25 protein-coding genes are annotated in these 25,488 nt (G+C 71.3%); 16 read left to right on the top strand and 9 right to left on the bottom strand.

Features of this window, described 5'->3' with window-relative positions:
- Positions 1-3: 3 nt before the first annotated feature.
- Together QL987_RS06745 and QL987_RS06740 are read left to right on the top strand one after the other, a co-directional pair.
- Entirely contained in the window at positions 4-1,203 is a 1,200-nt protein-coding gene (locus QL987_RS06745) for a glycosyltransferase (protein ID WP_221851681.1), read from the top strand.
- An 11-nt stretch (positions 1,204-1,214) separates the two neighbouring features.
- Positions 1,215-1,868: a uracil-DNA glycosylase gene (locus QL987_RS06740; RefSeq protein ID WP_290156875.1), complete on the top strand. Its 654-nt coding sequence runs from the start codon at positions 1,215-1,217 to the stop codon at positions 1,866-1,868.
- 29 nt (positions 1,869-1,897) lie between these two features.
- Here the strand turns inward: QL987_RS06740 and QL987_RS06735 are convergent, their stop codons facing one another.
- Positions 1,898-2,335, bottom strand: a complete 438-nt coding sequence (locus tag QL987_RS06735; RefSeq protein WP_290156874.1) for a hypothetical protein — start codon at positions 2,333-2,335, stop codon at positions 1,898-1,900.
- Between the two features lie 96 nt (positions 2,336-2,431).
- Here QL987_RS06735 and QL987_RS06730 point away from each other — a divergent pair, with 96 nt between their 5' ends.
- Positions 2,432-3,889 carry an APC family permease gene (locus QL987_RS06730; RefSeq protein ID WP_290156872.1) on the top strand — a complete coding sequence of 486 codons (1,458 nt, stop codon included), beginning with the start codon at positions 2,432-2,434 and terminating at the stop codon, positions 3,887-3,889.
- Positions 3,890-3,997: 108 nt separating this feature from the next.
- Here the strand turns inward: QL987_RS06730 and QL987_RS06725 are convergent, their stop codons facing one another.
- Positions 3,998-4,966, bottom strand: coding sequence for an ADP-ribosylglycohydrolase family protein (locus tag QL987_RS06725; RefSeq protein WP_290156870.1), 969 nt, complete (start codon positions 4,964-4,966; stop codon positions 3,998-4,000).
- A 177-nt stretch (positions 4,967-5,143) separates the two neighbouring features.
- Here QL987_RS06725 and QL987_RS06720 point away from each other — a divergent pair, with 177 nt between their 5' ends.
- A complete protein-coding gene (locus QL987_RS06720; RefSeq protein WP_111075016.1) occupies positions 5,144-5,764 on the top strand; it encodes a hypothetical protein in 621 nt (206 codons plus the stop codon).
- A gap of 26 nt (positions 5,765-5,790) precedes the next feature.
- Here the strand turns inward: QL987_RS06720 and QL987_RS06715 are convergent, their stop codons facing one another.
- Positions 5,791-6,231, bottom strand: a complete 441-nt coding sequence (locus QL987_RS06715) for a hypothetical protein (protein WP_111075015.1) — start codon at positions 6,229-6,231, stop codon at positions 5,791-5,793.
- A 92-nt stretch (positions 6,232-6,323) separates the two neighbouring features.
- A complete protein-coding gene (locus QL987_RS16890) occupies positions 6,324-6,644 on the bottom strand; it encodes a hypothetical protein (protein WP_356840090.1) in 321 nt (106 codons plus the stop codon).
- A gap of 247 nt (positions 6,645-6,891) precedes the next feature.
- On the opposite strand from QL987_RS16890, the gene QL987_RS06705 reads away from it, so the two are divergent.
- On the top strand, positions 6,892-7,227 hold the full coding sequence (locus tag QL987_RS06705) for a hypothetical protein (protein ID WP_290156866.1): 336 nt from the start codon (positions 6,892-6,894) through the stop codon (positions 7,225-7,227).
- Positions 7,228-7,336: 109 nt separating this feature from the next.
- On the top strand, positions 7,337-8,755 hold the full coding sequence (locus QL987_RS06700) for an amino acid permease (protein ID WP_290156865.1): 1,419 nt from the start codon (positions 7,337-7,339) through the stop codon (positions 8,753-8,755).
- A gap of 97 nt (positions 8,756-8,852) precedes the next feature.
- On the opposite strand, the gene QL987_RS06695 is transcribed toward QL987_RS06700, so the two are convergent.
- Positions 8,853-9,296, bottom strand: a complete 444-nt coding sequence (locus tag QL987_RS06695) for a BLUF domain-containing protein (RefSeq protein ID WP_220039207.1) — start codon at positions 9,294-9,296, stop codon at positions 8,853-8,855.
- 104 nt (positions 9,297-9,400) lie between these two features.
- Between QL987_RS06695 and QL987_RS06690 the strand changes: the two genes are divergently transcribed.
- Positions 9,401-12,709, top strand: coding sequence for a DEAD/DEAH box helicase (locus QL987_RS06690; protein ID WP_290156864.1), 3,309 nt, complete (start codon positions 9,401-9,403; stop codon positions 12,707-12,709).
- 118 nt (positions 12,710-12,827) lie between these two features.
- Here the strand turns inward: QL987_RS06690 and QL987_RS06685 are convergent, their stop codons facing one another.
- On the bottom strand, positions 12,828-13,607 hold the full coding sequence (locus QL987_RS06685; protein ID WP_290156863.1) for an aldo/keto reductase: 780 nt from the start codon (positions 13,605-13,607) through the stop codon (positions 12,828-12,830).
- A gap of 113 nt (positions 13,608-13,720) precedes the next feature.
- On the opposite strand from QL987_RS06685, the gene QL987_RS06680 reads away from it, so the two are divergent.
- Positions 13,721-14,509 (top strand): HNH endonuclease family protein, encoded by a 789-nt coding sequence (locus QL987_RS06680; protein ID WP_290156862.1) that lies wholly within the window; start codon positions 13,721-13,723, stop codon positions 14,507-14,509.
- 47 nt (positions 14,510-14,556) lie between these two features.
- Here QL987_RS06680 and QL987_RS06675 read toward each other — a convergent pair whose 3' ends face one another.
- Positions 14,557-14,976 carry a hypothetical protein gene (locus QL987_RS06675; RefSeq protein WP_290156861.1) on the bottom strand — a complete coding sequence of 140 codons (420 nt, stop codon included), beginning with the start codon at positions 14,974-14,976 and terminating at the stop codon, positions 14,557-14,559.
- Positions 14,977-15,223: 247 nt separating this feature from the next.
- Between QL987_RS06675 and QL987_RS06670 the strand changes: the two genes are divergently transcribed.
- The 4 genes from QL987_RS06670 to QL987_RS06655 all read left to right on the top strand — a co-directional run bounded on the left by QL987_RS06670 (position 15,224) and on the right by QL987_RS06655 (position 18,072).
- Positions 15,224-16,027 (top strand): SDR family oxidoreductase, encoded by an 804-nt coding sequence (locus QL987_RS06670; protein WP_290156860.1) that lies wholly within the window; start codon positions 15,224-15,226, stop codon positions 16,025-16,027.
- A 115-nt stretch (positions 16,028-16,142) separates the two neighbouring features.
- A complete protein-coding gene (locus tag QL987_RS06665; protein WP_290156859.1) occupies positions 16,143-16,916 on the top strand; it encodes a GPP34 family phosphoprotein in 774 nt (257 codons plus the stop codon).
- A gap of 86 nt (positions 16,917-17,002) precedes the next feature.
- Positions 17,003-17,431 (top strand): SseB family protein, encoded by a 429-nt coding sequence (locus tag QL987_RS06660; RefSeq protein WP_290156858.1) that lies wholly within the window; start codon positions 17,003-17,005, stop codon positions 17,429-17,431.
- Positions 17,432-17,433: 2 nt separating this feature from the next.
- Positions 17,434-18,072, top strand: a complete 639-nt coding sequence (locus tag QL987_RS06655) for a GPP34 family phosphoprotein (protein ID WP_290156857.1) — start codon at positions 17,434-17,436, stop codon at positions 18,070-18,072.
- A gap of 39 nt (positions 18,073-18,111) precedes the next feature.
- Here QL987_RS06655 and QL987_RS06650 read toward each other — a convergent pair whose 3' ends face one another.
- The gene (locus QL987_RS06650; RefSeq protein WP_290156856.1) at positions 18,112-21,597 is read right to left on the bottom strand and encodes a TM0106 family RecB-like putative nuclease; all 3,486 of its coding nucleotides are present in this window, start codon (positions 21,595-21,597) and stop codon (positions 18,112-18,114) included.
- Between the two features lie 111 nt (positions 21,598-21,708).
- Between QL987_RS06650 and QL987_RS06645 the strand changes: the two genes are divergently transcribed.
- Entirely contained in the window at positions 21,709-22,011 is a 303-nt protein-coding gene (locus QL987_RS06645) for a hypothetical protein (protein WP_290156855.1), read from the top strand.
- 28 nt (positions 22,012-22,039) lie between these two features.
- Positions 22,040-22,408, top strand: a complete 369-nt coding sequence (locus tag QL987_RS06640; RefSeq protein ID WP_290156854.1) for a hypothetical protein — start codon at positions 22,040-22,042, stop codon at positions 22,406-22,408.
- Between the two features lie 29 nt (positions 22,409-22,437).
- On the opposite strand, the gene QL987_RS06635 is transcribed toward QL987_RS06640, so the two are convergent.
- Complete coding sequence (locus QL987_RS06635) at positions 22,438-22,656, bottom strand: DUF1653 domain-containing protein (RefSeq protein WP_290156853.1); 219 nt, start codon at positions 22,654-22,656, stop codon at positions 22,438-22,440.
- A 74-nt stretch (positions 22,657-22,730) separates the two neighbouring features.
- Here QL987_RS06635 and QL987_RS06630 point away from each other — a divergent pair, with 74 nt between their 5' ends.
- The gene (locus tag QL987_RS06630; protein ID WP_290156852.1) at positions 22,731-23,249 is read left to right on the top strand and encodes a hypothetical protein; all 519 of its coding nucleotides are present in this window, start codon (positions 22,731-22,733) and stop codon (positions 23,247-23,249) included.
- 137 nt (positions 23,250-23,386) lie between these two features.
- Entirely contained in the window at positions 23,387-25,450 is a 2,064-nt protein-coding gene (locus QL987_RS06625; protein WP_356840062.1) for a UvrD-helicase domain-containing protein, read from the top strand.
- Positions 25,451-25,488: the final 38 nt, after the last annotated feature.

Below are 25,488 nucleotides of genomic sequence, written 5' to 3'. Positions count from 1 at the left end.
CCGGTGAGCACCACGACCGAACCGTTGCGCATCGGGCTGGTCTCGTTGCACACCTCCCCCGGCGACGAGCCCGGATCCGGCGAGGTCGGCGGCATGAACGTCGTCGTCCGCCACCAGGCCGAAGCGCTGGCCGACCGCGGCCACCAGGTGGACATCATCACCCGCCGCTCGGCACCGACGCAGCCGGACTCGGTCGCCCTCGTGCCGGGCGTGTGCCTGCGGTTCCTGTCCGCCGGGCCGGCCGAACCGGTGCCGAAGGGCGAGCACGACGCCTTCATCGAACCGTTCCGCCGCGGCCTGGCCGAACTCGGTCCGTTCGACGTCCTGCACTCGCACCACTGGTTCTCCGGCGCCGCGGCCCTGCCCGTCGCCCGCGACCGTGGCATCCCGCACGTCCAGTCGTTCCACTCCATCGCCGCCGACAGTGCGACGCCGCTGTCCGAGGGCGAGCGTCCCGAGTCCGCCGGTCGGATGGTCGGGGAAGAACGCCTCGCGCGCGAGTCCGACGCCGTCGTCGTCGTCAGCGAGTCCGAGGCGCACACCGTCCGCTCCCGCCTGGGCGGCGACCCGTCGCGCGTCTGGATCGTGCCGCCGGGGGTCGACGGGTCCGTCTTCCGCCCGGCCAGCGTCGGCGCGCGTCGCGCCGCCGCGCCCTACGTCGTCGCAGCGGCCCGCGTGCAGCCGCTCAAGGGCCTGGACCTGGCCATCGAGGCGATCGCCGGCATCGACCAGGAGGCCCGCCCCACCCTCGTCATCGCCGGGGACGCCTCGAGCGAAGCAGGCGACCACGTGACCGAACTGCGTCGGCTCGCCGCGTCACGGGGCATCGCCGACCGGGTCACCTTCATCGGACCGCAGTCGCGTGCCGACCTGGCGTTCCTGTTCCGCGGCGCGGCAGCCGTGCTGGTGCCGTCGCACTCCGAGACGTACGGCCTGGTGGCGCTCGAGGGCTCCGCGTCCGGGGTGCCCGTCGTGGCCGCCGCTGCCGGGGGCCTCCGCGAAGCCGTGGTCGACGGCGAGACCGGGGTCGTCCTCGAGTCGCGTGACCCCGCGGTCTGGGCGACGGAGATCCAACGCATCCTGACCGAACCGGAGTACGCCGCCGCCCTGGCCTCCGCCGGGCGCGAGCACGCCGAACGGCTCAGTTGGGAGCGGTCGGCCGCGGGTCTCGAGCAGGTCTACCTGCGGGTCCTCGGTCACTGACGAGCCCGCTCGTGCCGGACTCCGTGCTCCACTCCGCGCTCGACCTCAGCGCGTTCTGGGACGCCCTCGACGCGGTCCCGGCTGCGGCCGACGCCGAGGCGCTGTTCGACCCGAGCGGTCCCGACCCGGCGTCGAGGGCGGCCGGAACGCTTCGGCGGAGGAACCTCGACCGCTACCTGCAGCACGCCGGGCCCGAGGCGGACACGATCCTGGTCGCCGAGGCACCGGGCTGGCGCGGCATGACGAACACCGGCATCCCGTTCACGAGCATGCGGGAGCTGCAGGACCCCGACGGGCTGTTCGCCGGCGTGTCCTTCGCGGTGCCGCCCGAGCCGACGGCAGCGTGGGAGGCGTCCTCGCGCGTCGTGCACGCGGCGCTCCGGGACTGGCACGGCCCGCTGCCGGTGCTCTGGGCGGTGTTCCCGCACCACCCCTTCGCCGCCCCGGACCGGTTGACGAACCGGACACCGCGTCCGGCCGAGGTCCGTGCCGGCGCGCCCGTCGCACTCGCGTTGGCCGAAGCGGTGGGTGCCCGGCGGTTCGTCGCCGTCGGCCGGAAGGCGCAGGGTGCGCTGGCGGCGGCCGGCATCGACGCGATCGCCGTGCGGCACCCGGCGCAGGGTGGGGCGAGGGAGTTCACGCAGCAGATCGCCGCGCTGCGCTGACGGGCGGCGGGGCGGTGGCCGACGGGGCGTCAGGCTGAGCGGACCTCGACGCCCTTCGCGGCGAGCGCGTCGGACACGTGCGCGGGCAGCGGGGCCGCCGCGTAGACGACCTTCAGCGACGGCAGGTCGACCAGGTCGTCCCAGTTCTGCGGGTCGTAGCGGTCGTCGGAGCCGTCCCACCCGGGGTACAGGTCCTGCAGGATCTCGAGGTCCGAGTCGACCGTCACCTCGGTGACCAGGTCGAGCTGCGAGGGCAGCAGGTCGAGGTCGTCGTAGTACTCACGGGCCCGGTCGTCCTGTCCGTCCACGTCCTCGTCGTCCACCACCGCGTCCTCGTCGTCCTCGGCGTCCCCGTCGTAGGGCTCGATGACGTCCAGGTCGTAGCAGAGCACGTCGAGGACGAGCAGCTTCGCGTTGAAGTCCGCGAACTCGATCGGTTCTTCGGTGGTCGTCGACGCCTCGTCCATGCAGGGCAGCGTACCGACCGCCCGCTGGGCCTGCCCGCCGCGACCGATTTTGCTGTGGGACTGGACAGGAACGGCTCGGCAGGAACAGGGTGATGCATGGCGACCACGACGAAGACCGAGCGCGACCCGGGGCAGCAGACCGAGCTCCGCCGTGTGATCGGTCCGAAACTCCTGCTGCTGTTCATCGTCGGGGACATCCTCGGCACCGGCGTCTACGCCCTCACCGGGCAGGTCGCGGCCGAGGTCGGTGGTGCCGCGTGGCTGCCGTTCCTCATCGCCTTCTCGGTGGCGCTGCTCACGGCGTTCTCGTACCTCGAGCTCGTCACGAAGTACCCGCAGACGGCGGGAGCGGCGCTGTACGTGCACAAGGCGTTCGGCGTCCACTTCGTCACGTTCATCGTGACGTTCATCGTGATGTGTTCCGGCATCACCTCGGCGTCGACGGCGTCTCGGGCGTTCGCCGCGAACCTCGGCGTCGGCTTCGGCCTGGAGCTGCCGAACACCGTGGTGATGCTCATCGCGATGGGGTTCATGCTCGCCGTGATGGCGGTGAACTTCCGCGGCGTCAGCGAGAGCGTGAAGACGAACGTGGTGCTGACCCTCGTCGAGCTCTCCGGTCTGGTGCTCGTGATCCTGGTCGGCTTCACCGCGATCGCCGGCGGCAACGCGGACTTCTCCCGCGTCGTGATGTTCGAGACGCCGGAGGACAAGAGCCTGCTGCTGAGCATCTCGACGGCGACGTCCCTGGCCTTCTTCGCGATGGTCGGCTTCGAGGACTCGGTGAACATGGCCGAGGAGACGAAGGACCCGTCGCGGATCTTCCCCCGGGTCATGCTGACGGGTCTCGGCATCACCGCCGTGATCTACGTCCTGGTGTCGATCTGCGCCGTGGCCGTCGTGCCGATCGGTGAACTCGCCGGCAACGAGACGCCGCTGGTCACCGTCGTGCAGACCGCCGCGCCGGACTTCCCGATCGGTGCCGTCCTGCCGTTCATCTCGATGTTCGCCGTCGCCAACACCGCGCTGATCAACATGATGATGGCGTCCCGACTGCTCTACGGCATGAGCAAGCAGGGCGTGCTGCCGGGCTTCCTCGGCCGGGTCTCCCCCGCCCGCCGCACCCCGTCGAACGCAATCGTCTTCACGACCCTCATCTCGCTGGCCCTGATCGGCTGGGTGTCGCTCGACCCGGAGTCGCCGATCGTGGTGATCCTGGGCGGGACGACCTCGCTGCTGCTCCTCGCGGTGTTCGCCGTCGTGAACACCTCGGTGCTGGCACTGCGACGCGACAAGGTCGACCACAAGCACTTCAAGGCCGGGGTCGTGATCCCGGTGATCGGGATCGTCGCCTGCCTGTGGCTCGTGCTGCCGTTCTCGTCCGGCCGCGCGTGGGAGCAGTACCAGATCGCCGGCGCGCTGCTGGCTCTGGGCATCGTGCTCTGGCTCGTCACGTGGTTCACCCACGGTCGGAAGACCGCCGAGAAGGCGCCGACCGGCGTGGTGACCGAACCGACCGCGGTGCAGCGGGACAGCCGTGGGGACCACGACCGCTGACCTCGCGCCACCACCACCACCACACTGGAGGCCCGGCACCCATCGGGTGCCGGGCCTCCAGCCGTGCTGCCACGTCCGGCCTGCCGCGCCGTCAGCTCCGCCGAGTCGTCAGTTCCGTCGCGCCGGGATCCCGAGCGGCCCCGGCGTCCGCTCGATCGCGCGGACGGCGAGCGCCCGCACCCAGTCGAGCCGCTTGCCCGGCCAGCCGTGCACCAGCGTGGTCCAGTGCTCCGGCAGGGCCGACGCCCCGGCGAGCGCCCCGGCCAGTCCGCCGGTGATCGCGGCCACGGTGTCGGTGTCCCCGCCGCCCCGGACGGCACGTTCGAGGGTGTCGACGACGCCGTCGCCGAGGGTGATCGCTGCGACCGCGGACTGCAGCGACGCGACGACCCAACCGTTCGCTACGGTGTGGTCCTCCGGTGTCGAGGACTCGGCCTCGGCGATGCGGTCGAGCCACAGGGTGCGGCGCTCCCGCGGCAGCATCGGCACGCCGCGGCGGACGTCGAGCTTGCCGCGGCGGACGGCGTGCCGGATCGCCACGGTCCAGAGGATGCAGGCATCCCCGGCGTCGTCCTCGTGGTGGGTCAGGTCGCTGACCCGTCGGGCGGCGACCGCCAGGTTCTTCCGGGCGCCGTCGCCGAGGAACCCGAGCACCAGTGGCGTGGTCCGCATCAGTGACCCGTTGCCCGCCGACTGCCCGTTCTGCTCGTGCACGGCGCGGGCGGCGGCCTTCGCGGCGTCTTCGGTGTTCGCGGTCATCCGGCCCAGGACGGACCGGGTCTGCGCGCCGACGTCCGGGGCGTCCTGCGCCCAGTCGGACCAGGCGGCGAGCAACCGGCCGTGGGTGCGGGGTTCGTTCCACCGGGCACCGTTCGCGACCGCTTCGAGCACCGGGATCGCCATGCTCGTGTCGTCGGTCCACTCCCCCGGCTCCCACCCGAACGGGCCCCCGCCGCGCATCTCGACGGGGTGCTCGCCGGCCATCGCCGGTCCGAACTCGTACGGCGCTCCCAAGGCGTCTCCGCACGCACTCGCCAGCACGGCGCCGAGCGCCCGGTCCTGCATCGCTGTGTCCATCGTTCCCTCCGCGCTCCACGCTAGTGCCGCGAACCGGGGGCATGTCGGCAGGTGTGTCGTCCAGCCGGTTCGCCTACCCTCGAACCGAGCGGACCCCGGCCCGCTCGGTCATCGGTCCGCCGGAGCACCGGCTGACAGACCACCCCCGCCACCATCCACCCGACGAAGGACCGAACCATGCGCCGTGCCGGCATCGCACTCGCGTCGGTGTTCGGCGTCGGCGTCGTCGCTGCCGTCATCGGGGTCATCGTCTTGATCGTCGTGGCGGTGAACTCGCTGAACGGGATCGCGTCGTCCTCCGCCACCCCGCGGGCACTCACCTGCCCGGCCGCGGCGTCGCAGACCGTGGGCGGCGTCGTGGTGCCCGCCGGGCCGATCGGCGGCTTCTGCCAGGACCGTCTGGTGAACGCCGCGCAGGTCATCCGCGCCGCCCGTGAGCTCGGCATCGGGCCGCACACGCAGGCGGTGGGCGTGATGACCGCGATCGGCGAGTCCGGGCTGGTGAACCTCGACCGTGGTGACGCCGTCGGCCCGGACAGCCGAGGGATCTTCCAGCAGCGCGACAACGGCGCCTGGGGCACGTACGAGCAGCGGATGGACCCGTACACGGCGGCGTCGATGTTCTACGCCAAGCTGATCAAGGTCCCCGGTTGGAAGACCATGACGCCGACGCAGATGGCGCACGCGGTGCAGGTGAACGCGGACCCCGACCACTACGCCAAGTACTGGCCGACGGCGAAGCGCGTGGTCGAGGGCTTGACCGGCGAGAGCGTCCCGGACACCGCACCCCAGGGCTGACCGACACGGCGCTGACCCCGTCCGACTCACGCCGCTGCCGCAGCGACCGGTTCGTCGTCGTCGAGCTCCACCATCGAGGCGCCGTCGTCGTGCACCACGACCTGACCGCGGAGCCGCACCCCGTGTTCGTCGAGGGTGCAGGCCATCGCGTCCACCCACTCCCAGTCGACCGGGAACAGCCCGGTCGCCCCCGGTCGTTCCCACGCGATGACGACCTCGGCCGCACCGACCTGCTGGACGACGTCCTCGACCAGGGCACCGAAGTCCTCGACCTGGTCGTCGGGTTGGTAGGGGAGGTCGGCGACCGGCAGGACGAGCTGCACGGGGATGCCGCGGTCGCTGAGGAACAGCACCCAGCACTGTCGTCGGACAGGGGTCTCGAGGAGGGCGACGACGAGGTCGACCACGTCGTCGTCGGTACGGACTGCGGTTCGCTCGAGTCGCTCGAGCACGTCGGTGTCTGGCATGTCCCCAGCGTCGCCGCCGACCCGGCTCCCCGGGGCGACGGAGTCGGCCTCTGTGGACAACGACCGAGCCGACCGCGGTTGTGCAGGACCGGTCAGATGCCGATCGAGACCGACCCACCGACCAGCAGCCGTGCCACGACGAAGACCAGCACGAGCACCCCGAGCCCGAGGAGCGCCGCCGGCCAGCTCAGCCGTCGCCGCACCAGCCGGAGCACGCACACCACCAGGGTGATGAGGAACACCAGCGCCACGACCACGGGACCGAGCGTCACGACCGTGCTGCCGAGTCCCTCGTCGCAACGGTTGCCGGGCGCGTCGCACGACCCGAACGACAGCGCCATGAACTGGATCCCGCGCCCCGCGACCACCGTCGTGACCGCGCCGAGCAGCAGCAGGACGACGGTCGCGACCACGTCGGCGACGCGACGGCCGCCGCGCAGGCCGGGACGAGCCTCCCGGCCGACCGCCGACGCGGCCGCCGACGCCGACCCGGACCGCGACCCGGGCCCCGCCTCCGACGCCGGACGCGACCGCCCGTCGTCACCCGCGCGTGTCACGACCGCCCGCCGACCGCGGTGCCGGCCAGGACGCTGAGGATGGAACGCATGGTCACCATGGTGCCTCCTCCGGCCCGCACGCGTTCGGCGGTACGGTCGGGACATGGCCCGCGCACGCGACCACGAACCCCCAGCCGCCCCCGCCACGGCCGCGCTGCTGCTCGGCGGGTTCGCGTTCCTGCAGGGCCTGATCCTGCCGGCCGAGGCGGTCGGTCGCCACCTGGCGATCGGCTTCCTGTTCGGCGGCCTCGGCCTGGTGTCGTCGTGGCGAGCGGTCACCATCGGCCGCGGCCGTCGACACCGCGCCGCCCGCCGATGGGCCTGGTTCGCCGCCGTCCTCGGTCTGCTCGGTCTCGGCATGCTCGGCTACCAGGGCCTGGTCATCCTGACCGGCGGGGCGCTGCCACCGCCGTTCTGGTGGCCGTACGCACAGCGCTGACAGTCCGGCAGGCGGTTCGGCGAGCAGACCGGGAGGCCCGCCCCACGTCCGACTCCATGCACCGGCAACGACCGGTACCGTTCCGCCGGAACGGGTGCAGGATGGCCGCATGGCAACGACGCCGAACTCCTCGACCCTGTTCCGACGGAAGCCGATCGACACGATAGACGACGACTCCGGTGGAGAGGGCGGCCTGAAGCGCCACCTCGGCCTCTGGCAGCTCACAGCGATCGGCATCGGCGGCATCATCGGCGCCGGCATCTTCACCCTCGCCGGCACGGTCGCGAACGGCGTCGCCGGGCCCGCGGTCCTCATCTCGTTCCTGGTCGCCGGCGTCGCCAGTGCGGCGGCAGCGCTGTCCTACGCGGAGTTCGCCGGGCTCATCCCGAAGGCCGGCAGCGCCTACACGTACGGCTACGCGGTGCTCGGCGAGATCGTCGGCTGGTTCATCGGCTGGGACCTGCTGCTCGAGTACACCGCGATCGTGGCGGTGGTCGCGATCGGCATCTCCGGCTACGTCGGGTTCCTGGTCGGCCAGTTCGGCATCGACCTGCCCGCCTGGATGCTCGGCGCTCCCGGCACCGGGGACGGCCACGTGGTCGACGTCTTCGCGATCGTCCTGTGCCTGCTCACCGCGTTCGTCCTGACCCGCGGCATCCGGAGTGCCGCTCGCTTCGAGTTCGTCGCCGTGGGCATCAAGGTCGCCCTCGTCGTCCTGATCGTCGTGCTCGGTGTCTTCCACATCGACAGCGCGAACTACTCGCCGTACTTCCCGTTCGGGTTCGGCGGCGTGATGACCGGGGCGGCGACCGTGTTCTTCGCCGTGTTCGGCTACGACGCGATGTCGACGGCGGCCGAGGAGTCGACCGACGCCCGGAAGCACATGCCGAAGGCGATCCTGCTGTCCCTCGGCATCTCGATGGTCCTCTACGTCCTCGCCACCCTGGTCCTCACCGGCATGCAGGACTACAAGGACATCGACCCGGCGTCCGGGTTCTCGTCGGCGTTCGCGTCGGTCGGGCTCGGCGGCGTCGCGAACGTCATCGCGATCGGCGCCATCGTCGGCATCATCACCGTCCTGGTGACGTTCATGCTCGGCGCCTCGCGCGTCTGGTTCTCGATGAGCCGCGACGGCCTGATGCCGAAGTGGTTCGCCAAGACCGACCCGAAGCGGCACGTCCCGACCCGGGTGACCTGGATCCTCGGCATCGCGTCCGCCGTCCTGGCCGGGGTGCTGCCGATCGGGGTCGTCGCCGAACTGACCAACATCGGGATCCTGCTGGCGTTCGTCGTCGTCTGCACCGCCGTCATCGTGCTCCGCTACCGGCAGCCGGACCTCGACCGCCAGTTCCGGCTCCCCTTCATGCCGATCGTGCCGGCGATCGGGGTGCTGGCGTCGCTCTGGCTCGTCTCGTTCCTGCAGTGGGAGACCTGGGTGCGGTTCGCCGTCTGGTTCGCGATCGGCCTCGGCGTGTACTTCGGCTACTCGCGCAAGCACAGCAAGCTCGCGCAGCCCAGCGAGCACTGACCGAGCGCTGCCGACCGGAAGCAGACCGCAGCGCCGCCACAGACCACAGCGACCCGACCACCCAGGGGGCGGCCGGGTCGCTGCGTGTGGTGCGGAGTCAGTCGCGCCGGTGCTTGCCGAGCGAGGCGGTCGGCGCCGCCATCGGGTGGTTCCGGAACCAGCGCAGCAGCTCGCGCGCACGGCTGGCATCGGCGCTGACGTCGCCGGCGGTCAGGAACTCGTTGAACCCCTCGGGTGTCGGAGCCTGCTCGTCGCGGTCGAACGCCATCGTCCAGTCGGGGAACCGACGGGTGTGGATCGACTCCTCCACCAGCAGCCGGACCTCGTCGTGGCGCGGGTCGGCGACGATCCGGCCGTACGTCGCGATGACGGCGTCGGGCGGACCCTCGAGCAGCTGCATGAACCGACCGGACCGGTGGACGAGCATGCCGGTGAGACCGTCGGCGGTGTTCCGCTCGCGCGAGTACGCCAGGACCTCGTCGAGGTCGGCGTCGTCGAACGGCTGGGCGGCCGAGCTCATGTAGACGAGTGACTGCAGCATGATGCTGTCGATGATGTCTCATCGACGCCGGTCCGGGCCAGCCCCCGAACGGGACTGACCCCCTGCGGACGACGAGCGTCGGCGGGGACTGGCACGATGTCCCTGTGCCAGCAGCCCCGATGATCGACGCCGTCGACGTCATCCGCTTCGTCGGGCCGCAGACCTTCGGCCGTGCCCGGGACGTCGTCCGCGCCGGCCTGGTCGAGGAAGCCACCTGGCACGAGGACGGCACGATCACCGCGGCGGTGAGCGGCAGCGCCGCCGATCCGTACGACGTGCAGGTCGAGACGACGATCGCCCGCGGCGAGTTCGTCCGCCCGGTCCGCAGCCGCTGCACCTGCCCCCTCGGCGGCGAGTGCAAACACGTCGCGGCAGCACTCCTCACCATCAACGCGCGTGCCCTCGCCGCGCAGGCTGGCCCGCGCACGCAGGCGCCGACCCCGCCGACCCCGGACTGGAGGCGCGACCTCGCCCGCCTCGCCGGTGACGACGACGAGTCCACCCGCTCCGGCGACGCGCCTGCGATCGGTGGGATGGGCCTCCAGTTCGAACTGCGCGATGCGGTGCCGGCCCGACTCGCCGGACGCGCCCGTGCTGCGGGCCGGACGCTGCCGGTCGCCAGCCGGGCGGTGCGGCTCGGCGTGCGGCCGGTCAGCCGGAGCGCGGCGGGCAACTGGGTGCGCGGGCAGCTGACCTGGGGTGCGCTCCCCTACTCGATGAACCGGCTCGGACTCGAACGGGACCAGCACGCGTGGTTCATGCAGTTCGCCGCCCTGCACCGTGCCGGCGTGCTCGCCGGGCTGCCCGGGGAGAGCGACTGGATCCACCTCGACGACTTCCGCAGTCCACTGCTCTGGCCGTTGCTGCGACAGGCCGGGCCGCTCGGCATCGCGTTCGTCACCGGCAAGCACGAGGGCGGGGTCGACCTCGGCGTCGACGCCCGCGTCCTGCTCGACGCCGCGCGCACCGCCGACGGACTGGTGATCGGTGCCAGTGCGGTGATCGACGGGCGGCCGCTCGCCGAGGGCACGGCGCGGGTGGTCGGCGACCACGGCGTGTACGCGTTCCGCGAGTCGCCCGAGTTCCACGTCACGCTCGCCCCGACGCCCGCCCCGGTGCCGGAAGACCAGCGGAAGATGCTCCTCGAGGCGACGCGGATCACCGTGCCCGCGGACGAGGTCGACGAGTTCCTGGCGGACTGGTCGCCGAAGCTCCGGGGATCGCTCGGGCTCGTCAGCTCCGACGGGTCACTCGCGCTGCCGGAACGGACGCCGCCGGAACTCGTGCTCACCGTCACCTTCGAACCGGCTCGGGCCCCGCGGACCGACGACCGGGCGCACCTGCAGTGGCGTTGGAGCGTCGACGGCCGGAAGGACCCGGTGTCCCTGCACGGACCGTTGCCGGAGCTCGGCAGCGTGCTCGCGGCGGACGACGAGACGGAGGCCTCCGAGCCTCCCGGCCCGGGTGGCGGACTGCAGTGGTTCCAGGACGGGACCATCGACGGGGCCGACGTCGCCGTCCTGGCGAACGAGCTGCTGCCGGCACTCCCCGCGCTCGGTGTCCGCGTCGTCGTGCAGGGCGAGCGCGTCGACTACGAGCGCCTGACCGGGCGGCCGCACATCCGTGTCACGACCATGCCGTCGGACAAGCACGACTGGTTCGACCTCGGCATCATCGTCAGCGTGAACGGCAAGGAGATCCCGTTCACGCCGCTGCTCCGGGCGCTCGCGAAGCGCGACCGGCGGATGAAGCTCGTCGACAACTCCTACCTGTCGCTCGCCGACCCCGCGTTCGACCGGCTGAAAGAGGTCATCGAGGAAGCCCGCGAGCTCGACGAGTGGGAGCCGGACCAGCCCCTCACCGTGACGCCGTACCGGGCCGCGCTCTGGTCGGAGTTCGACCAGCTGGCCGACGAGACCGACCACGACGAGCGGTGGCAGGAGATCGCCTCCCGCCTGCTCGACGCCACCGCGCCGGCCGATGCGGTCGTGCCCGAGACCGTGCACGCCGACCTGCGGCCGTACCAGCGCGACGGCTACGCGTGGCTGACGTTCCTGGTCGAGCACGGCGTCGGCGGTGTCCTCGCCGACGACATGGGGCTCGGCAAGACCCTGCAGGCGCTCGCGATGATCGCCGACCGACGGGCCGCCGACCCGGAGGCGCCACCCTTCCTCGTCGTCGCGCCCACCTCCGTCGTCGGCAACTGGGCGGACGAAGCCGCGAAGTTCGTGCCGTCGCTGCGGGTCACCACGATCGCCGGCACCTCGCTGAAGGACCCCGCCCGGGTCGCCCGGACCGTCGCCGCCTCGGACGTCGTCGTCACCTCGTACGCCCTGCTCCGGCTCGACGCAGCGGCCTACCTCGACCTCAGCTGGTCGGCGCTGCTGCTCGACGAAGCGCAGTTCGTGAAGAACCCGCAGTCTCAGACGCACCGCGTGGCCGCCGAACTCCGTGCGCCCGTGAAGATCGCCATCACCGGGACGCCGCTCGAGAACGGGCTCGCCGACCTCTGGGCGCTGTTCGCGGTCGTGGCGCCCGGGCTGCTGTCGTCCTGGACCCGGTTCGGTGACGACTACGTGAAGCCGCTGGCCTCGCCCGAGCTCAGCGGAGCCGCGCGCAAGGAGCTGACCGACCGACTCCGACGACGCATCCGGCCGCTCATGCTCAGACGGACGAAGGAAAGCGTCGCCGCGGACCTGCCCGAGAAGGTCGAACAGGTCGTCCGGGTCACCCTCGACCCCGCGCACCGCGACCTCTACGAGAAGACCCTGAACCGGGAGCGGATGAAGGTCCTGGACCTCGTCGACGACCTGGACCGCAACCGGATGATCGTCTTCCGCTCGCTCACCCTGCTCCGGATGCTCGCACTCTCCCCCGCACTCGTGTCGGACGACCACGGCGATGTCCCCAGCGCCAAGCTCGACCTGCTCCTCGACGAACTCGAGACCCTGGCGGCCGAAGGGCGTCGGGCGCTGGTGTTCAGCCAGTTCACCTCGTTCCTCAAGATGGTCTCCGCCGCCCTGGACGCGCGCGGGGTCGCCTACGAGTACCTCGACGGCTCCACCCGGCGTCGCGGGGCCGTCATCGACCGCTTCCGGAACGGCAGCGCGCCGGCGTTCCTCATCTCGTTGAAGGCCGGCGGGTTCGGGCTGACCCTGACGGAGGCGGACACCGTGTTCGTCCTCGACCCGTGGTGGAACCCCGCCGCCGAGAACCAGGCCGTCGACCGGACGCACCGGATCGGGCAGACCCGGTCCGTCACCGTCGAGCGGCTCATCGCGGAGGACACCATCGAGGAGAAGGTGCTCGCGCTGGCGCAGCGGAAGGCGCAGCTGTTCGCGACGATGATCGACGACGACGCGCTGTTCGCCGAGGGGTTGAGCGCGGAGGACATCCGGTCGCTGCTGGCCTGACGCCGTTCCCGGCAGGTGAGACGCCCACGTCAGCGCGAGACGCCGCCGGGCCCTCGAGACGCCGCGGACTTCGGCGGCGTCTCGAGGGTTCGGCGGCGTCTCAGCTGCTCGGGGCGGGTCAGGCCGCCAAGCCGTCGATCCGGGCGATCTCGTCGGGGCTCAGCTCAAGGGTCGCGCCGGCGGCGTTCGACCGGATGCGGTCCGGGTTCGACGACTTCGGGATCACCACGAACTGGTGCGCGACGTGCCAGGCGACGATGACCTGGGCGGCATCTGCGTCGTGGGCCTCGGCGATCTCCACGAGCGTCGGTTCCTGCAGGTTGCTCGCCTTGAAGGGGCTGTAGCCCTCGAGGACCACACCCCGGTCGCGCAGTCCGTCGGCGATGGTGCGGTCGAACTCGACCGGGCTCCAGCGGATCTGGTTGACGGCCGGTGTCGCGCCCGTCGCCTGGATCAGCTCGTCGATCTGGTCGAGCGAGTAGTTGCTGACCCCGATCGCCTTCGTCAGGCCGGCCTGCTGCGCGTCGACGAGCTGCTGCCAGACCTCGGGGCTGGCCCCACCGCTCGGCGGCCAGTGGATGAGCCACAGGTCGAGGTGGTCGAGGCCGAGCTGGTCGAGGCTCTCCTCGAGGGTCTCGCGGACGCGGTCGACGTTGTCCGGCGGCAGCTTCGTCGTGACGAACAGGTCCTCGCGGGCCAGGCCGGAGTCGGCGATGGCCTTGCCGACTCCGCGCTGGTTGCGGTAGCCGGTGGCGGTGTCGATGTGGCGGTAGCCGGCCTCGAGGGCGGCGGCGACCGCGGCGGGAGCGTCGGACTCCTCGATCTGCCAGGTGCCGAAGCCGAGGAGCGGCATCGAGCCTCCGGTGACGGGCACGGACGGTTGCGCGTAGTCGGTCATGGACCCTGCCTACGCGGACTGCGGCGCGTGCGTCCCAGGGTGTCGGCGGCCTCCGGCAGGATCGACGGGTCCCCCGAGCACCACCAGGAGCACCACCAGGAGCACCATCGAACATGACGTCCCGCCGACGCCGCACCCGCGCCACCGTCCAGTCCTCGATCGTCACGCTCGTCCTCGCGCTGGGGGTGTGGGCCGTGTTCTCGTCGGGGGTGCTCTCCACCGGAGCAGACGCGACGACGAGCGCCGCAAGCACCCCAGGCGCCGCCAGCAGCGGCACCGCCGCCCGTCCCACCGTGACCACGTCGACTCCGACGCCCGCGACGCCGGGGCCGAGCCGTGCCTCCAGTCAGTCCGCCGCCGCTGCCCGCGCGACGCTCGCCGGCCTGCCGGTGAAGGGGAAAGCGCCCGCGACCGGCTACGACCGGGAGGCCGACTTCGGCACACCTTGGCTCGACGTCGACCACAACGGCTGCGACACCCGGAACGACGTGCTGGCCCGCGATCTGACCGAGATCGTCCGGCAGGGGCCCTGCAAGGTGCTGTCGGGCGACCTCGTTTCCCCGTACACCGGCGGCGAGATCACGTTCGTGCGTGGGAACACGACCTCGACCCTCGTGCAGATCGACCACGTCGTCGCGCTCGAGAACGCCTGGCGAACCGGGGCGCAGCAGCTGTCCCAGGCCGAGCGGCAGGCCCTGGCGAACGACCCGGAGAACCTGTTCGCGGTCGACGGACACTCGAACTCGCAGAAGCGCTCGGGCGACGCGGCCACCTGGCTCCCCGCGGCGACGGGGTTCCGGTGCGAGTACGTCGAGCACCAGGTGGAGGTGAAGGCGGAGTACCGGCTGTGGGTCGTGCCGGCCGAGCGGGATGCGATGGAGCGGGTCCTCAGCACCTGCTGAGCGGGTCGGGCTCACCAGGTCGGGCGCACCAGGTCGGGCGGCCCGCCTCAGTGCCCGAACGCTCCGACCGCGGTGAACGTGATGAGCACGACCAGGAACATCGCGGCGACCGTCGCCAGCACAGCGACCCACCCGAGCGGCCGCGTCCGACGCAGCCACGCCGCGAGGACCCCGCCACCGATGAGCACGAGGGCGAGCACGATGCCGTCGACCACGGCCGTCTCGACGCCGATCGACGGCCGGCACTCGCGCGTCGAACTCTCCCAGTCGCAGCCGTACTGCGACACCGTCGCGACGAGCCAGCCGAAGACGACGAGCGCGCCGCCGACCATCGCCAGCAGGACGAAGCCGGTGATCGTCACGACCAGGTCGATCGTCGACGCAGTCGACCGCGACCGCGGCGGTCCCGACTGCGACCCCGGCTGCGGTTCCGACGCCCCGCGCTGCTCGGTCACTTCGTCCGACATGGTCCCCCGCTTCCCCGGCCCCCTCGGCCACGGCAAGCCTAGACGGCGGCGGCTGATGAGCCCGCACTCCGCTCGCGGTCAGGCAACACCTGTAGCGTAACTCTCGTCCGGCGGACGCCCGTCGGATCGGACTCGCCGCTCAGCGCCGCGCCGTGACACGCGCCGGCGTGACACGCACCGCCGTGACACGCACGCTCCCCGGACCCCGAGCCCTTCATCGTCGAAGACCGCAGGAGGCCTCCACCACATGACCGACACCACCAGCACCGCCACCCGCTTCGCCGACCGCGTCGTCCTCATCACCGGCGGCGGCTCCGGCCTCGGCCGCGCGACCGCCGTCCGCCTGGCCACCGAGGGCGCGAAGCTCGCCCTCGTCGACGTCTCCGAGCAGGGTCTCGAGGCGACGAAGACCGCCGTGCTCCAGGCCGCTCCCGACGCCGAGGTACTCACCACCATCGCCGACGTGTCCGACGAGGCCCAGGTCGAGGCGTACGTCGCCGCCACGGTCGAGCGCTTCGGCCGCATCGACGGCTTCTTCAACAACGCCGGCATCGAGGGCAAGCAGAACCTCACCGAGTCGTTCACCGCCGCCGAGTTCGACAAGGTCGTCTCGATCAACCTCCGCGGTGTGTTCCTGGGCCTCGAGAAGGTCCTCGCCGTGATGCGCGAGCAGGGCTCCGGCATGGTCGTCAACACCGCCAGCGTCGGCGGCATCCGCGGCGTCGGCAACCAGTCCGGCTACGCGGCCGCCAAGCACGGCGTCGTCGGCCTGACCCGCAACTCGGCCGTCGAGTACGGCGAGTTCGGCATCCGCATCAACGCGATCGCCCCGGGCGCCATCTGGACGCCGATGGTCGAGAACTCGATGAAGCAGATCGACGCGGAGAACCCGCGGAAGGCCGCCGAGGAGTTCATCCAGGTCAACCCGACCAAGCGCTACGGCGAGGCACCCGAGATCGCCGCGGTCGTCGCCTTCCTGCTCTCCGACGACGCGTCATACATCAACGCCGCGGTCGTGCCGATCGACGGCGGGCAGTCCGCCAAGTACTGACCCTCACGGTCCGTGCCACCGGGGCGCGCCTTCCAGACGGGAGGCGCGCCCCACCCGTTCCGCCCCGCCCACGTGACAGCATGGCCGGTGTCACGAGCGGGGGAACGCGATGCAGATGAACCGCGGAACAGGGGTCGGTCAGCTCACACTGCCGGAGGCGCTGGCGCTCCTCCTCATCTCGCCCGAGGGTCGGATAACGACCACCGGCACGGTGTTCGACCTCGGCCTGGCCGGAGCCACACTCGGCGACCTGGCGCTCCGGGGCCGCGTCACCCTCGACCTCGGCCGCGTCGCCGTCGCGACGGCCCCGCCGATCGGCGAACCGACCCTCGACGGCTTCACGACGTTCCTCGCGGCGGCGCCGTCACCGCAGCTCCCCGCCACGTGGATCAGGCGGCTGTCCGACCGGGCACTCCGCGAGTCCGTGCTCGGCGGGCTCGTCGTCCGGGGCATCCTCGGTCGCGAGCCGGGCCGGGCGCTGGCGTTCTTCCCGTCCGTCCTCTGGCCCGAACGGGATCCCCGGCCCGGACAGGCGCTGCGGGCCGAGGTCGACGCCGTCCTGCGCGGGCAGGCTCCGCCGTCACCGTTCATCACCGCGCTGATCGGGCTGCTGCGGTCCACGCGCACCCTCCGACGGCAGTTCGGGACGCACGACCGGACGCGGGTGCGCTCGATCACCGGTGACGACTGGGTCGCCGCGGCCGTGCGGGTCGTCGTCAAGCAGACGCAGTCCCGAGGCGACGGCTTCACCGGCGGCGGGTTCGTCGCCAGTGGCTCGGACGGCGGCGACTGGTCCTCCAGCGGCAGCCACGGCGGCGGTCACCACGGCGGGGACAGCGGCGGCGGGGACAGCGGTGGTGGCGACGGCGGAGGCGGCGGTGGGGACTGACCGCTCCGGACGGGAGGCGCGCCCCGCCCCCGCGGTCCGTCCTGCGTGGCAGCATGGCCGGTGACACGACCGTGGAGGGGAACGCGATGAGCGCCAACGGAACGACCGGGTCCGGCTTCGGCCCCGGAGCCGAGAACACCGGACCCGATGCCGCCGGCGACCTGCGCCGCCGCATGGGCGCATCCGCCGAGGGGTTCCTCGGCAGCGCGGCCTGGGTGCCGTGGAAGGCCGCCGGCACCAGCGGTGAGCCCGAGGACGGCAGCGTCGCTCACGTCGTCCTGCGCGACCGCCCGTTCGTGCCGGTCTTCACCGATCCTGCCCAGCTGGCCACGAGCCTCCCGGGGTTGGAAGCGCGTGCGATGCCGATGGCCGAACTCGTGACCGCGCTGCCCGAGGAGTTCGGGATCGTCGTCGACCCGACCAGCGCCGAAGCGGCGAACTTCCTGCAGGCCGACGTCGTCGCCGGACTGCGGGCCGGGATCAGCGGCCTGCCGCCCGAGGCCGACGAGGACTGACCATGTCCGCCCAGCTGACGCTGCCGCAGGCGTACGCGCTGCTGCTCCTGCGGCCGGACGGCAAGCTCGCCGTCTCCTCGCAGACCTTCGACCCCGGTGTCGCCGGTGCCGTGCTCGGTGACCTGGCGCTGCGCGGGGTGCTGCAGTTCGACGGGCGCAAGGTGATCCCGGCGAAGTCCGCTCCCGTCGGTGACCCGGTGATCGACGGCATGAAGGAACAGATCGACCTCGCGCCCGCGCCGCGACGGCCGTCGTCCTGGGTGTCCCGGAACGCGAACGGTGCGTTGCGGGAGGGCGTGCTCGCCGGACTCGTCGGCCGCGGACTCGTGACGCGGCAGGAGCACCGGGTCCTCGGGATCTTCCCTTCGGCCCGCTGGCCGGAGCACGACGGCGGCCCGGCGAAGCTGCTGCGCGGTGAGATCGGCGACGTCCTGCACCTCGACGCCGCACCGTCGCCGTTCCAGGTCGCGCTCATCGGGCTGCTCAACGCCACCGGGACGCTGCGTGGGCAGTTCGGCAAGGTCGACCGGCAGCACATCAAGGCGTTGACGGACGGGGACTGGGTCGCGGGCGCGGTGAAGTCCGTGGTGCAGAGTCGGCAGACGGCGGCGACGGCCGGGGGCGGTGCGGCGGGGGGCTGAGCGGCCGTCTTGAGCTGAGGGCTCCGGCGCCCTACCGCGTCACTCCCGCGGCGCCACCAACTCGATGAACCGCGACAACAACGCCAACCCCGCGATCGACGGCGGCAGCGCCGTCGTCAACGCCGGCGAGTGCACGAGGTACGCCGCCCACTTCGCCCGCGACAGCGCCACGTTCAACCGGTTCGGCATGAGCAGGAAGTCGAGCCCGCGTGGGATGTCCGCCGCGGAGGACGCGGCCAGCGAGGTGATCGAGACCACCGCCTCCCGGCCCTGGAACAGGTCGACGGTCCCGACCTGCGTGCCGGTGTACCCGGCCCGGTCGAGGGCGTCGCGGATCACCGCACCCTGCGCGTTGTAGGGCGCGACGACGATGACGTCCTCGTCGGTCAGTTGGCGGGTGCCGCGGTCGTCGGTCCAGGTGCGCCCGACGACGTCGGCGACGAGGGCGACGACCTGTGCCGCTTCCTCCGGCGACGAGGTCGTGTTCCCCGCGTGCACGACGGGCACCGGGTGCACGCCGGGGTCGATCCCGTCGAGGCGCCGCCCGGACACCATCGACGCGAGCTGCCCGTCGTACGACAAACCGGAGACAGCCGCGGTCAGGGCCGGCTCCATCCGCCGGGTCTGGGCGAGGAAGTACCCGAACTCCGGCGGCAGCACGTGCTCCCCGTCGGCCAGCCAGCCGAGCGCGGACTCGTCGACCGGCTCCGGGTGCGAGCCCTGCGACACCTGCGGCAACTGCTGCGGGTCGCCGAGGAGCAGCAGGCGCGAGGCCGCGATGGCGGAGGCGATCGTCGGCGCGAGGGAGAACTGCCCCGCCTCGTCGACGACGAGCAGGTCCAGGGAGTGCCGAGCGATGGTCGACTCGTTCGCGAACGTCCACGCCGTCCCGCCGACCACTCCCCCGGTGCCGGTGTCGGCGCAGGACTGCAGGAACGCCGCGATCGCCGCGCCGTTCTTCACCGGCGTCCACTCGGCAGCCTCGACGTCCTCGGGGTCGGCGCCGCTCTTCGGCTGCTTCACCACCCGGTCCGCGGGGACCCCGGCGGCGATCACCGCGTCGAGGAAGTTCTCGCTGGTCGCGTGCGACTGTCCGACGACGCCGACCCGCCACCCGTGCTCACGCACGACCTTCGCGACGACGTTCGACCCGACGTACGTCTTGCCGGTGCCGGGAGGGCCCTGGATCGCCAGGTACGACCGGTCCAGTCCGAGCAGGGTCGCCACCACGGCGCCCACCGTGTCGTCCTCCACGACCGGTACGAGAGGCCCGCGAGGCGGCACCCGCCGCAGCAGGTCGAGCGCCGGGTCGGGCAGCATCTCCGGCAGCGCGTCGAGCACCTCGGCACCCCACTCAGCGATGGCCTCGGGCTGCGGTTTCGCCCGCGGGGGCGACGACGGCGCCAGCGCGACCGGGAAGCCGGAGTGGGGCTCCCCGCCGCCGACGGGCAGGCGTTCGAGGACGAGCACCTCGGTGGCGTCGCCGTTGTCCCACACCTCCAGGATCGAGGCGCGGTCGGTGGCGCCCTTCGAGCCGGGGCCCGGGGCGGTGATCGACGCCGGGAGTGGGTCGTCGTACACGAGGTGAGGCGAGCCTCCAGACCGGAGTCTGGAGCCGGGCGCGAGTGTCCCCGACAACCGGATCTCCCGCGACTGCGAGCGGGCGCGCGGCAGCGTCGCCCAGTCCCGCTCGACGGAGGCCCGTTCGACGACGAGCACGTCACGGGTGTCGGCCCACTCGTCGACCGGGTTCCGCAGCCGGTCGAAGTGGTCCTGCCAGAACGTCTTCGCCTCGCGGCGGTGGTAGTCGATGGCAGCTGCGGCGAGCGCCAACGCGGTCTGGTCGGGGGTGCGGTCGAGGGCGTCGACGTCCGCCGTCTCGGCGGCGAGCGCGACGTACACCGGGTTCGGCTCGCGCTCGACCGGCAGGGGCGGCAGGCCCTCCAGCTCGACCGTCGTGGTGGCGTCCGGGGCGTGTTCGGCGCGGAGGCCCAGCAGCCAGTCGCGCAGGCGCAGCGTCGACCGGCAGTCGTAGGCGTTGTAGTCGGCGACCTGGTCGAGCTGCCGCTGCCCCGCGACGGCGTCCCCGGTCCGGAGTTCGGTGATGGCGTCGACGTAGGCGGTGATGCTGTCGGCCGCGTTGGTGACGTCGCTCAGCCGCAGGTCGTCGCCCATGTACAGCGGCTCGAGCTTCTTGATCGAGTAGCTGCGGCTGCCGACGACCAGGGCCTTCCGAACGATCGGGTACAGGTCGACGAGGACGCCGGCGCGCAGCAGGTCGTCGACCGCGTCCTCCCCCACCCCGTGCCGGGCTGCGAGGGACAGCAGGTGCGTCCGCTCGTACGCGGCGTAGTGGTAGATGTGCATGTCCGGGTACTGCTCGCGGCGCTCGGCGATGTACGCCAGGAAGTCCACGAGCGCCTGTCGCTCGTCGCGGATCGTGTGCGCCCAGAACGCCCGGAACTCGGCCTGGTCGTCGACGAGCCCGAACAGGTAGTCGAGGCCCCAGTGCACGCCGTCCTCGGTGTGCAGCGGGTCGCCCTCGAAGTCGAAGAAGACGTCGCCGGGGTCGGGTGCGGGGATCGCGTCGAGGGCCCGTGGGTCGAGGACCTCGAAGGCCGGTCCTGCTTCATCGACTTGTCCGGCCGCGCGCTCCGTCTCGATCTGGAGGCTCGCCTGACGCACCAGACGATCCAGTGTCGTCTTCGACATGGTCGCCACCGGTGCGGTCCGGACCGCCAGGTCGTCGATCGAGCGCACACCTTGCCGGATCAGCTTCGTCCGCTGGTCGAGGCGCATGCCGGCGACGAGGACCAGGTCGCGGTGTCGTTGCACCTCCTGCTGGCAGGCGGCGCACCGGCCGCAACTGGAGTACCGGGGGTCGCCCCACTGCATCGGCTCGTCCGCGACCAGCCGCTCGGCGATCACCCGGATCAGCTCGGCGCGCTGCGTGCGGTGCACCGGCATGATGTCGGCCAGCTCGTGCGTGGTCGTCGTGCGGTCGCCGAGGACCAGGTGCACCTGCTGCCCGGTCGGGATGCCGTGCGCGCGCATCTGCTCGGCGTAGGCGGCGAGCTGCAGCAGGGCGCTGATCTTGGCGTGCCGGGCGAGCTTGGTGTCGTAGACCTCGTACTCGCCGCGGTCGTTGCGGATGATGAAGTCGGCGAAGCCGATGAAGCCTGTGCCGTCTGCGGATGCGGGGACGTGGAACGTCGGTTGGTACAGGACGTCGGCGCCGTCCCGCATGGCCTGGAGCGCTGCCGCTGCCGCCTGCCGGTACTGCGGCGGGGCCGGGCGGTCGAACTCCACGACGTCGTGGGTCTGCTTGAGGATCTCGAGGTAGTCGAGCTCGTGCTGGTCCCCCAGGCGGGCCGTCCGGTCGAGCATGTCGTCGTGCTCGTCGGGCAGGGGTTCGCCGCGGCCGAGCTTGGCGTCGAGGCGGCGGAGGAACGCCCACTCGCAGGTCGCCCACGTGGTGAGGTCGCTCGGGCTGAGCAGGGCTCGGCTGTCCTCGGTGATCTGCACTGCGCTCCCTGTTGTCGTGGTCTGACCAGGGTAGGGGCGGGCACCGACGCCACTTGAGCGGACTGCTGATATGTGAGACATTGCATCGCAGTCGCGCGAGGGAGGATGTCCGTGAGGATCGTCAAGGCAGCATGGCTTGCCGTCAGTTCTCTGATCGGATCCGCGGTCGCACTCGCGACGATCGCGATGATCGCGACCGGGGCCGCTGCCGTCGCTGGGCAGCAAGTCCAGGTGCCAGGCCTCGTCATGGCTGTGCCGGGGGCCGAAGGGGAATCCGTGAGTGCCACGATCGACCGGACCGGAGTGCCGCTGTGGCTGGTTGTCATCGCGCTGTCGTTCGCGGTGGCCGAGTACCAGCGAGCGAGCAGGAAGAAGCGACGCAGCCGGCGCGCGTCCAGCGGCGATCCTCGCTAGCAGCAGGCCCGTCCCCTACGGTTGCCGCATGGAACCCGGGGACTCCAGCACCGAACTGCTGCGCAAGAACGCCAACCTGCTCATCGACCACGGCGCGAAGGACCGGTCGGTCGCGGCGGAGCTGGGCCTCCTCGTCCCGGGGCGGAAGGGCACGGAGGGCATCGGCGGCAAGCTCGTCCTCACCTCGACCGTGCTGTTCTTCGAGGGGCACGCGGTGAACCGTGTCCGTCCGCAGTTCGGCTTCCCACTCGGGGAGATCAGTTCGCTCAGCGACGTCTCGCGGGGCCTGTCACGCCAGCTCCGAGTCGAATTGCGGAGCGGTCTGCACGGGCGCTTCGTCGTCTGGGGTGTCCCGGGGCTCATCGCGGCGATCGAAGACGCCCGCGCCGCGCTCTGAGCCGAAGTCGGAGCCGCGGCCGCGGTTCCTCAGACTTCCAGCCGCACGAACCTCGGTCCGTCGTACCCGTCACGCGACACGTGCGCGGTGAAGTCCGCGAGGCCTCGTACCCAGTGCCCGTGCTCGCCGTACAGCGCCTGGTACACGACGACCGGCTCTTCGGTCTCGACGTCCTGCGCCAGGAGCACCACCTGGTACTCCCCGCCCTTGAAGTGCCGGTACCGCCCTGGGGTCACGTCGTCGCTCATCCTCCCGATGGTACGGAGGCGGCGGCCGACCGAGCGCCGCGGTTCCCGGTACGGTTTCGGTCGAAGGGGGAACGATGAGCGACAGCATCAACCAGTGGGGCGGAAGCGCGACCAAGGCGGAGGTGGCGCCGATGATCGTCGTGCGCCGGCCGCTGTTCCCCGGGGTGATCTTCTTGGCCCTCGGGGTGTTCGGCTTGGTGATCGGGATTCCGGGGATCGTCTTCCAGCTCACGGCCGGCTCCGATGACAGTCCTGCGTTCGGGATCCTCTTCGGCCTCGGAGCCGTCTTCCTGCTGTTCGGCCTGGCCCTCGCCGCGGGCCGCATCAACGTGTACGACCGGCACTACGACGTGAAGTCGGGGTTCGGCAAGTTCCGTCGGCGCGAGGTCGCCGACATCCACACCCTTCGCTTCGGCAAGCAGTCGAACGGAGGTGGGCCGACCTTCATCAGCCTCACCGCTTGGAACGAGCAGCGGAAGAAGCAGTTCATGGTCTTCACGAACTACCGCGGCTACCGCGAGTTCACGGCGTGGCTCGACAAGCGTCGCCCCGAGCAGTGGGCGGAGTGCGAGCGGCTCGGTCTGCCGGACTGATCTCTGGTCAGTCGCTGACGTCGCCCGAAGAGGTCACTGGTGCGACGCCAGGTGGTCCAGCAAACTGATGTGCGGGCGCGACGGCAGGGGGACCGCCGCGAAGTCGACGGTGGATCCTCTGTTGCGGAGGCGACTGTATGAGCATGGCGGGGGCATCAGCGGGCAAACGTGCTCGTCATCTCAGTCGCGCAGCCGAGGCTGATCCGGTCAACGCAGCCGCCTTGCTCGCCGCTTCCGGCCGGTTCTCGGTTGCGGAGCAGACCGAAGCACAGACGATGCGACTGGTCTCCGAGCTGGCGACCGACGGGTTCCAACTCCTTCCTGACCGGCGATGGCCCGGATCGAGAACAGCGCAGGTGGACCTCGTCGTCGTCGGACGGTCCGGAGTCTTCATCGTCGACACGAAGGCGTGGCGGGACTTCTCGGTGCAGGGCGGTCGGCCGCACCGTGGTCAGGACGACGTCACGGACGAGTTCGACTCCCTCTCCACGTTGCTTTCGGACACGCAGGAGGCCTTCGCCGAGGTCGGTCTGCCACCGAGCGAGGTGCACTGCATCGCCGCGATGTCGCTGCAGCCCCGGATCGCGACTGAGGTCGGGACCGTCGAGGTCGTGGGGACGGAGAAGCTCGTCGAGCGACTGCGACGTCCCGGTGCCCGGTTGAACGTCGCCGACGTGGAGCAGCTCGCCGCGGTCGCCCGCGACTACTTCGCGGTCATCGTGGACCCAGAGGACGGACCATCCGCGCTGCAGATCGACGTCGATGAGGACGAGGACGAGGTCGTCTTCGACTTGGAAGAGTTCCACCGCGGGCTCCTCCACCTGGACGAAGCGCCGATCGAGACCTGGATGTCCTTCCTCGACCCGGCGCAGGCGAAGATCGCGCGACGGAGTTTCAACGGGCCCGCCCGTATCCGCGGTGCTGCGGGTACCGGCAAGACCGTCGTCGGACTGCACCGGACAGCCCACCTCGCTCGAGCCGCCACCGACAAGGTGCTCGTGACGACGTACGTGAAGAGTTTTCCGGCAGTGCTGAAGTCCCTGCTCGAGCGTCTGGAACCCGCGCACGCCGCGAAGGTCGAATTCGCAGGCGTTCATGCTTTCGCCCGCTCACTCCTCATGGAACGCCGCATCCCGTTCGAGATCGACACGGATGCCGCGAACACCGCCTGGTGGCGCGCTTGGAACGCCCTCGACCCGAAGGACCCGCTCAGGTCACCGCGGTTCGGCTCTGGGTACTGGCGGGACGAAGTCACGCACGTGATCAAGGGTCGAGGGTTGACCGAGTTCGAGCGGTACGCAGCCGTGTCCCGCGTCGGACGGAAGTACGCCCTCCCGGTCGAGCTCCGCGAGCGGGCTTGGGCCTTGACCGAGACCTACAACCGCAATCTCAAGTCCGCTGGCGTCGTCGACTGGGCTGACCTGGCCCGGATGGCTCGCGACGAACTTCGGGAGCGTCCGCTCCATCGGTACGAGGCAGTCGTGATCGACGAAGCGCAGGACCTCGACTGCGTGACGGTCGGGATGTTGCACGCCCTCGTCGGCGACCGCCCGGACGGCTTGACGCTGATCGGCGACGGTCAGCAGTCCATCTACCCTGGCGGCTACACGCTCGGAGAGATCGGCATCAGCCTCGCCGGCCGTGGTGTCATCCTCGACGTCAACCACCGCAACACCCGTCAGATCGCCGACTTCGCGCGCCGTCTCGTCGAAGACGACATCGTCACTGACATCGAGGGCACGGACGCTGCTGGTGACACGGTCGCCGCGATCACCCGGACCGGACCGGAGCCGGTTCTCCGACGCTTCGCAGAGTGGAAGGATCTCGACCGAGCCCTGGTGGCTGCTGTTCGGTCGGCTGTCCGCGGTGGAACGAGAACGGGCGACATCGGCATCTTGGCCCGGACCAATGCGGCAGCCAACCGCGTGATCGGCATCCTGCGCGAGGAGCGCCTGCCGGCTGTGTCGATCGAGCGGTACACGGGTCAGACGACGAGCAACATCAAGGTCGGCACGATCAAGCGTGCCAAGGGCCTCGAGTTCAAACACGTCTTCTTGGCGGACGTCCCAGCGCGCCTCCTCGACCAGGAGCCAGCGGCCGAGAACGAGAGCGCCCTCGAACGACGCCGCCTCGATCTCCGCGAGCTCTACGTCGGGATGACCAGAGCGCGCGACCAGCTGTGGGTCGGTGTCTCGAACTGATCTCCGTCGGATCCGATCCAACAGATCTTCGCCTTCGT

It is taken from the genome of Curtobacterium sp. APC 4022, assembly GCF_030407555.1.
In the GTDB taxonomy this organism is placed as follows: domain Bacteria; phylum Actinomycetota; class Actinomycetes; order Actinomycetales; family Microbacteriaceae; genus Curtobacterium.
Note: the sequence above shows the minus strand (reverse complement) of the source record. Positions and strands in the feature narration are given on the sequence as shown.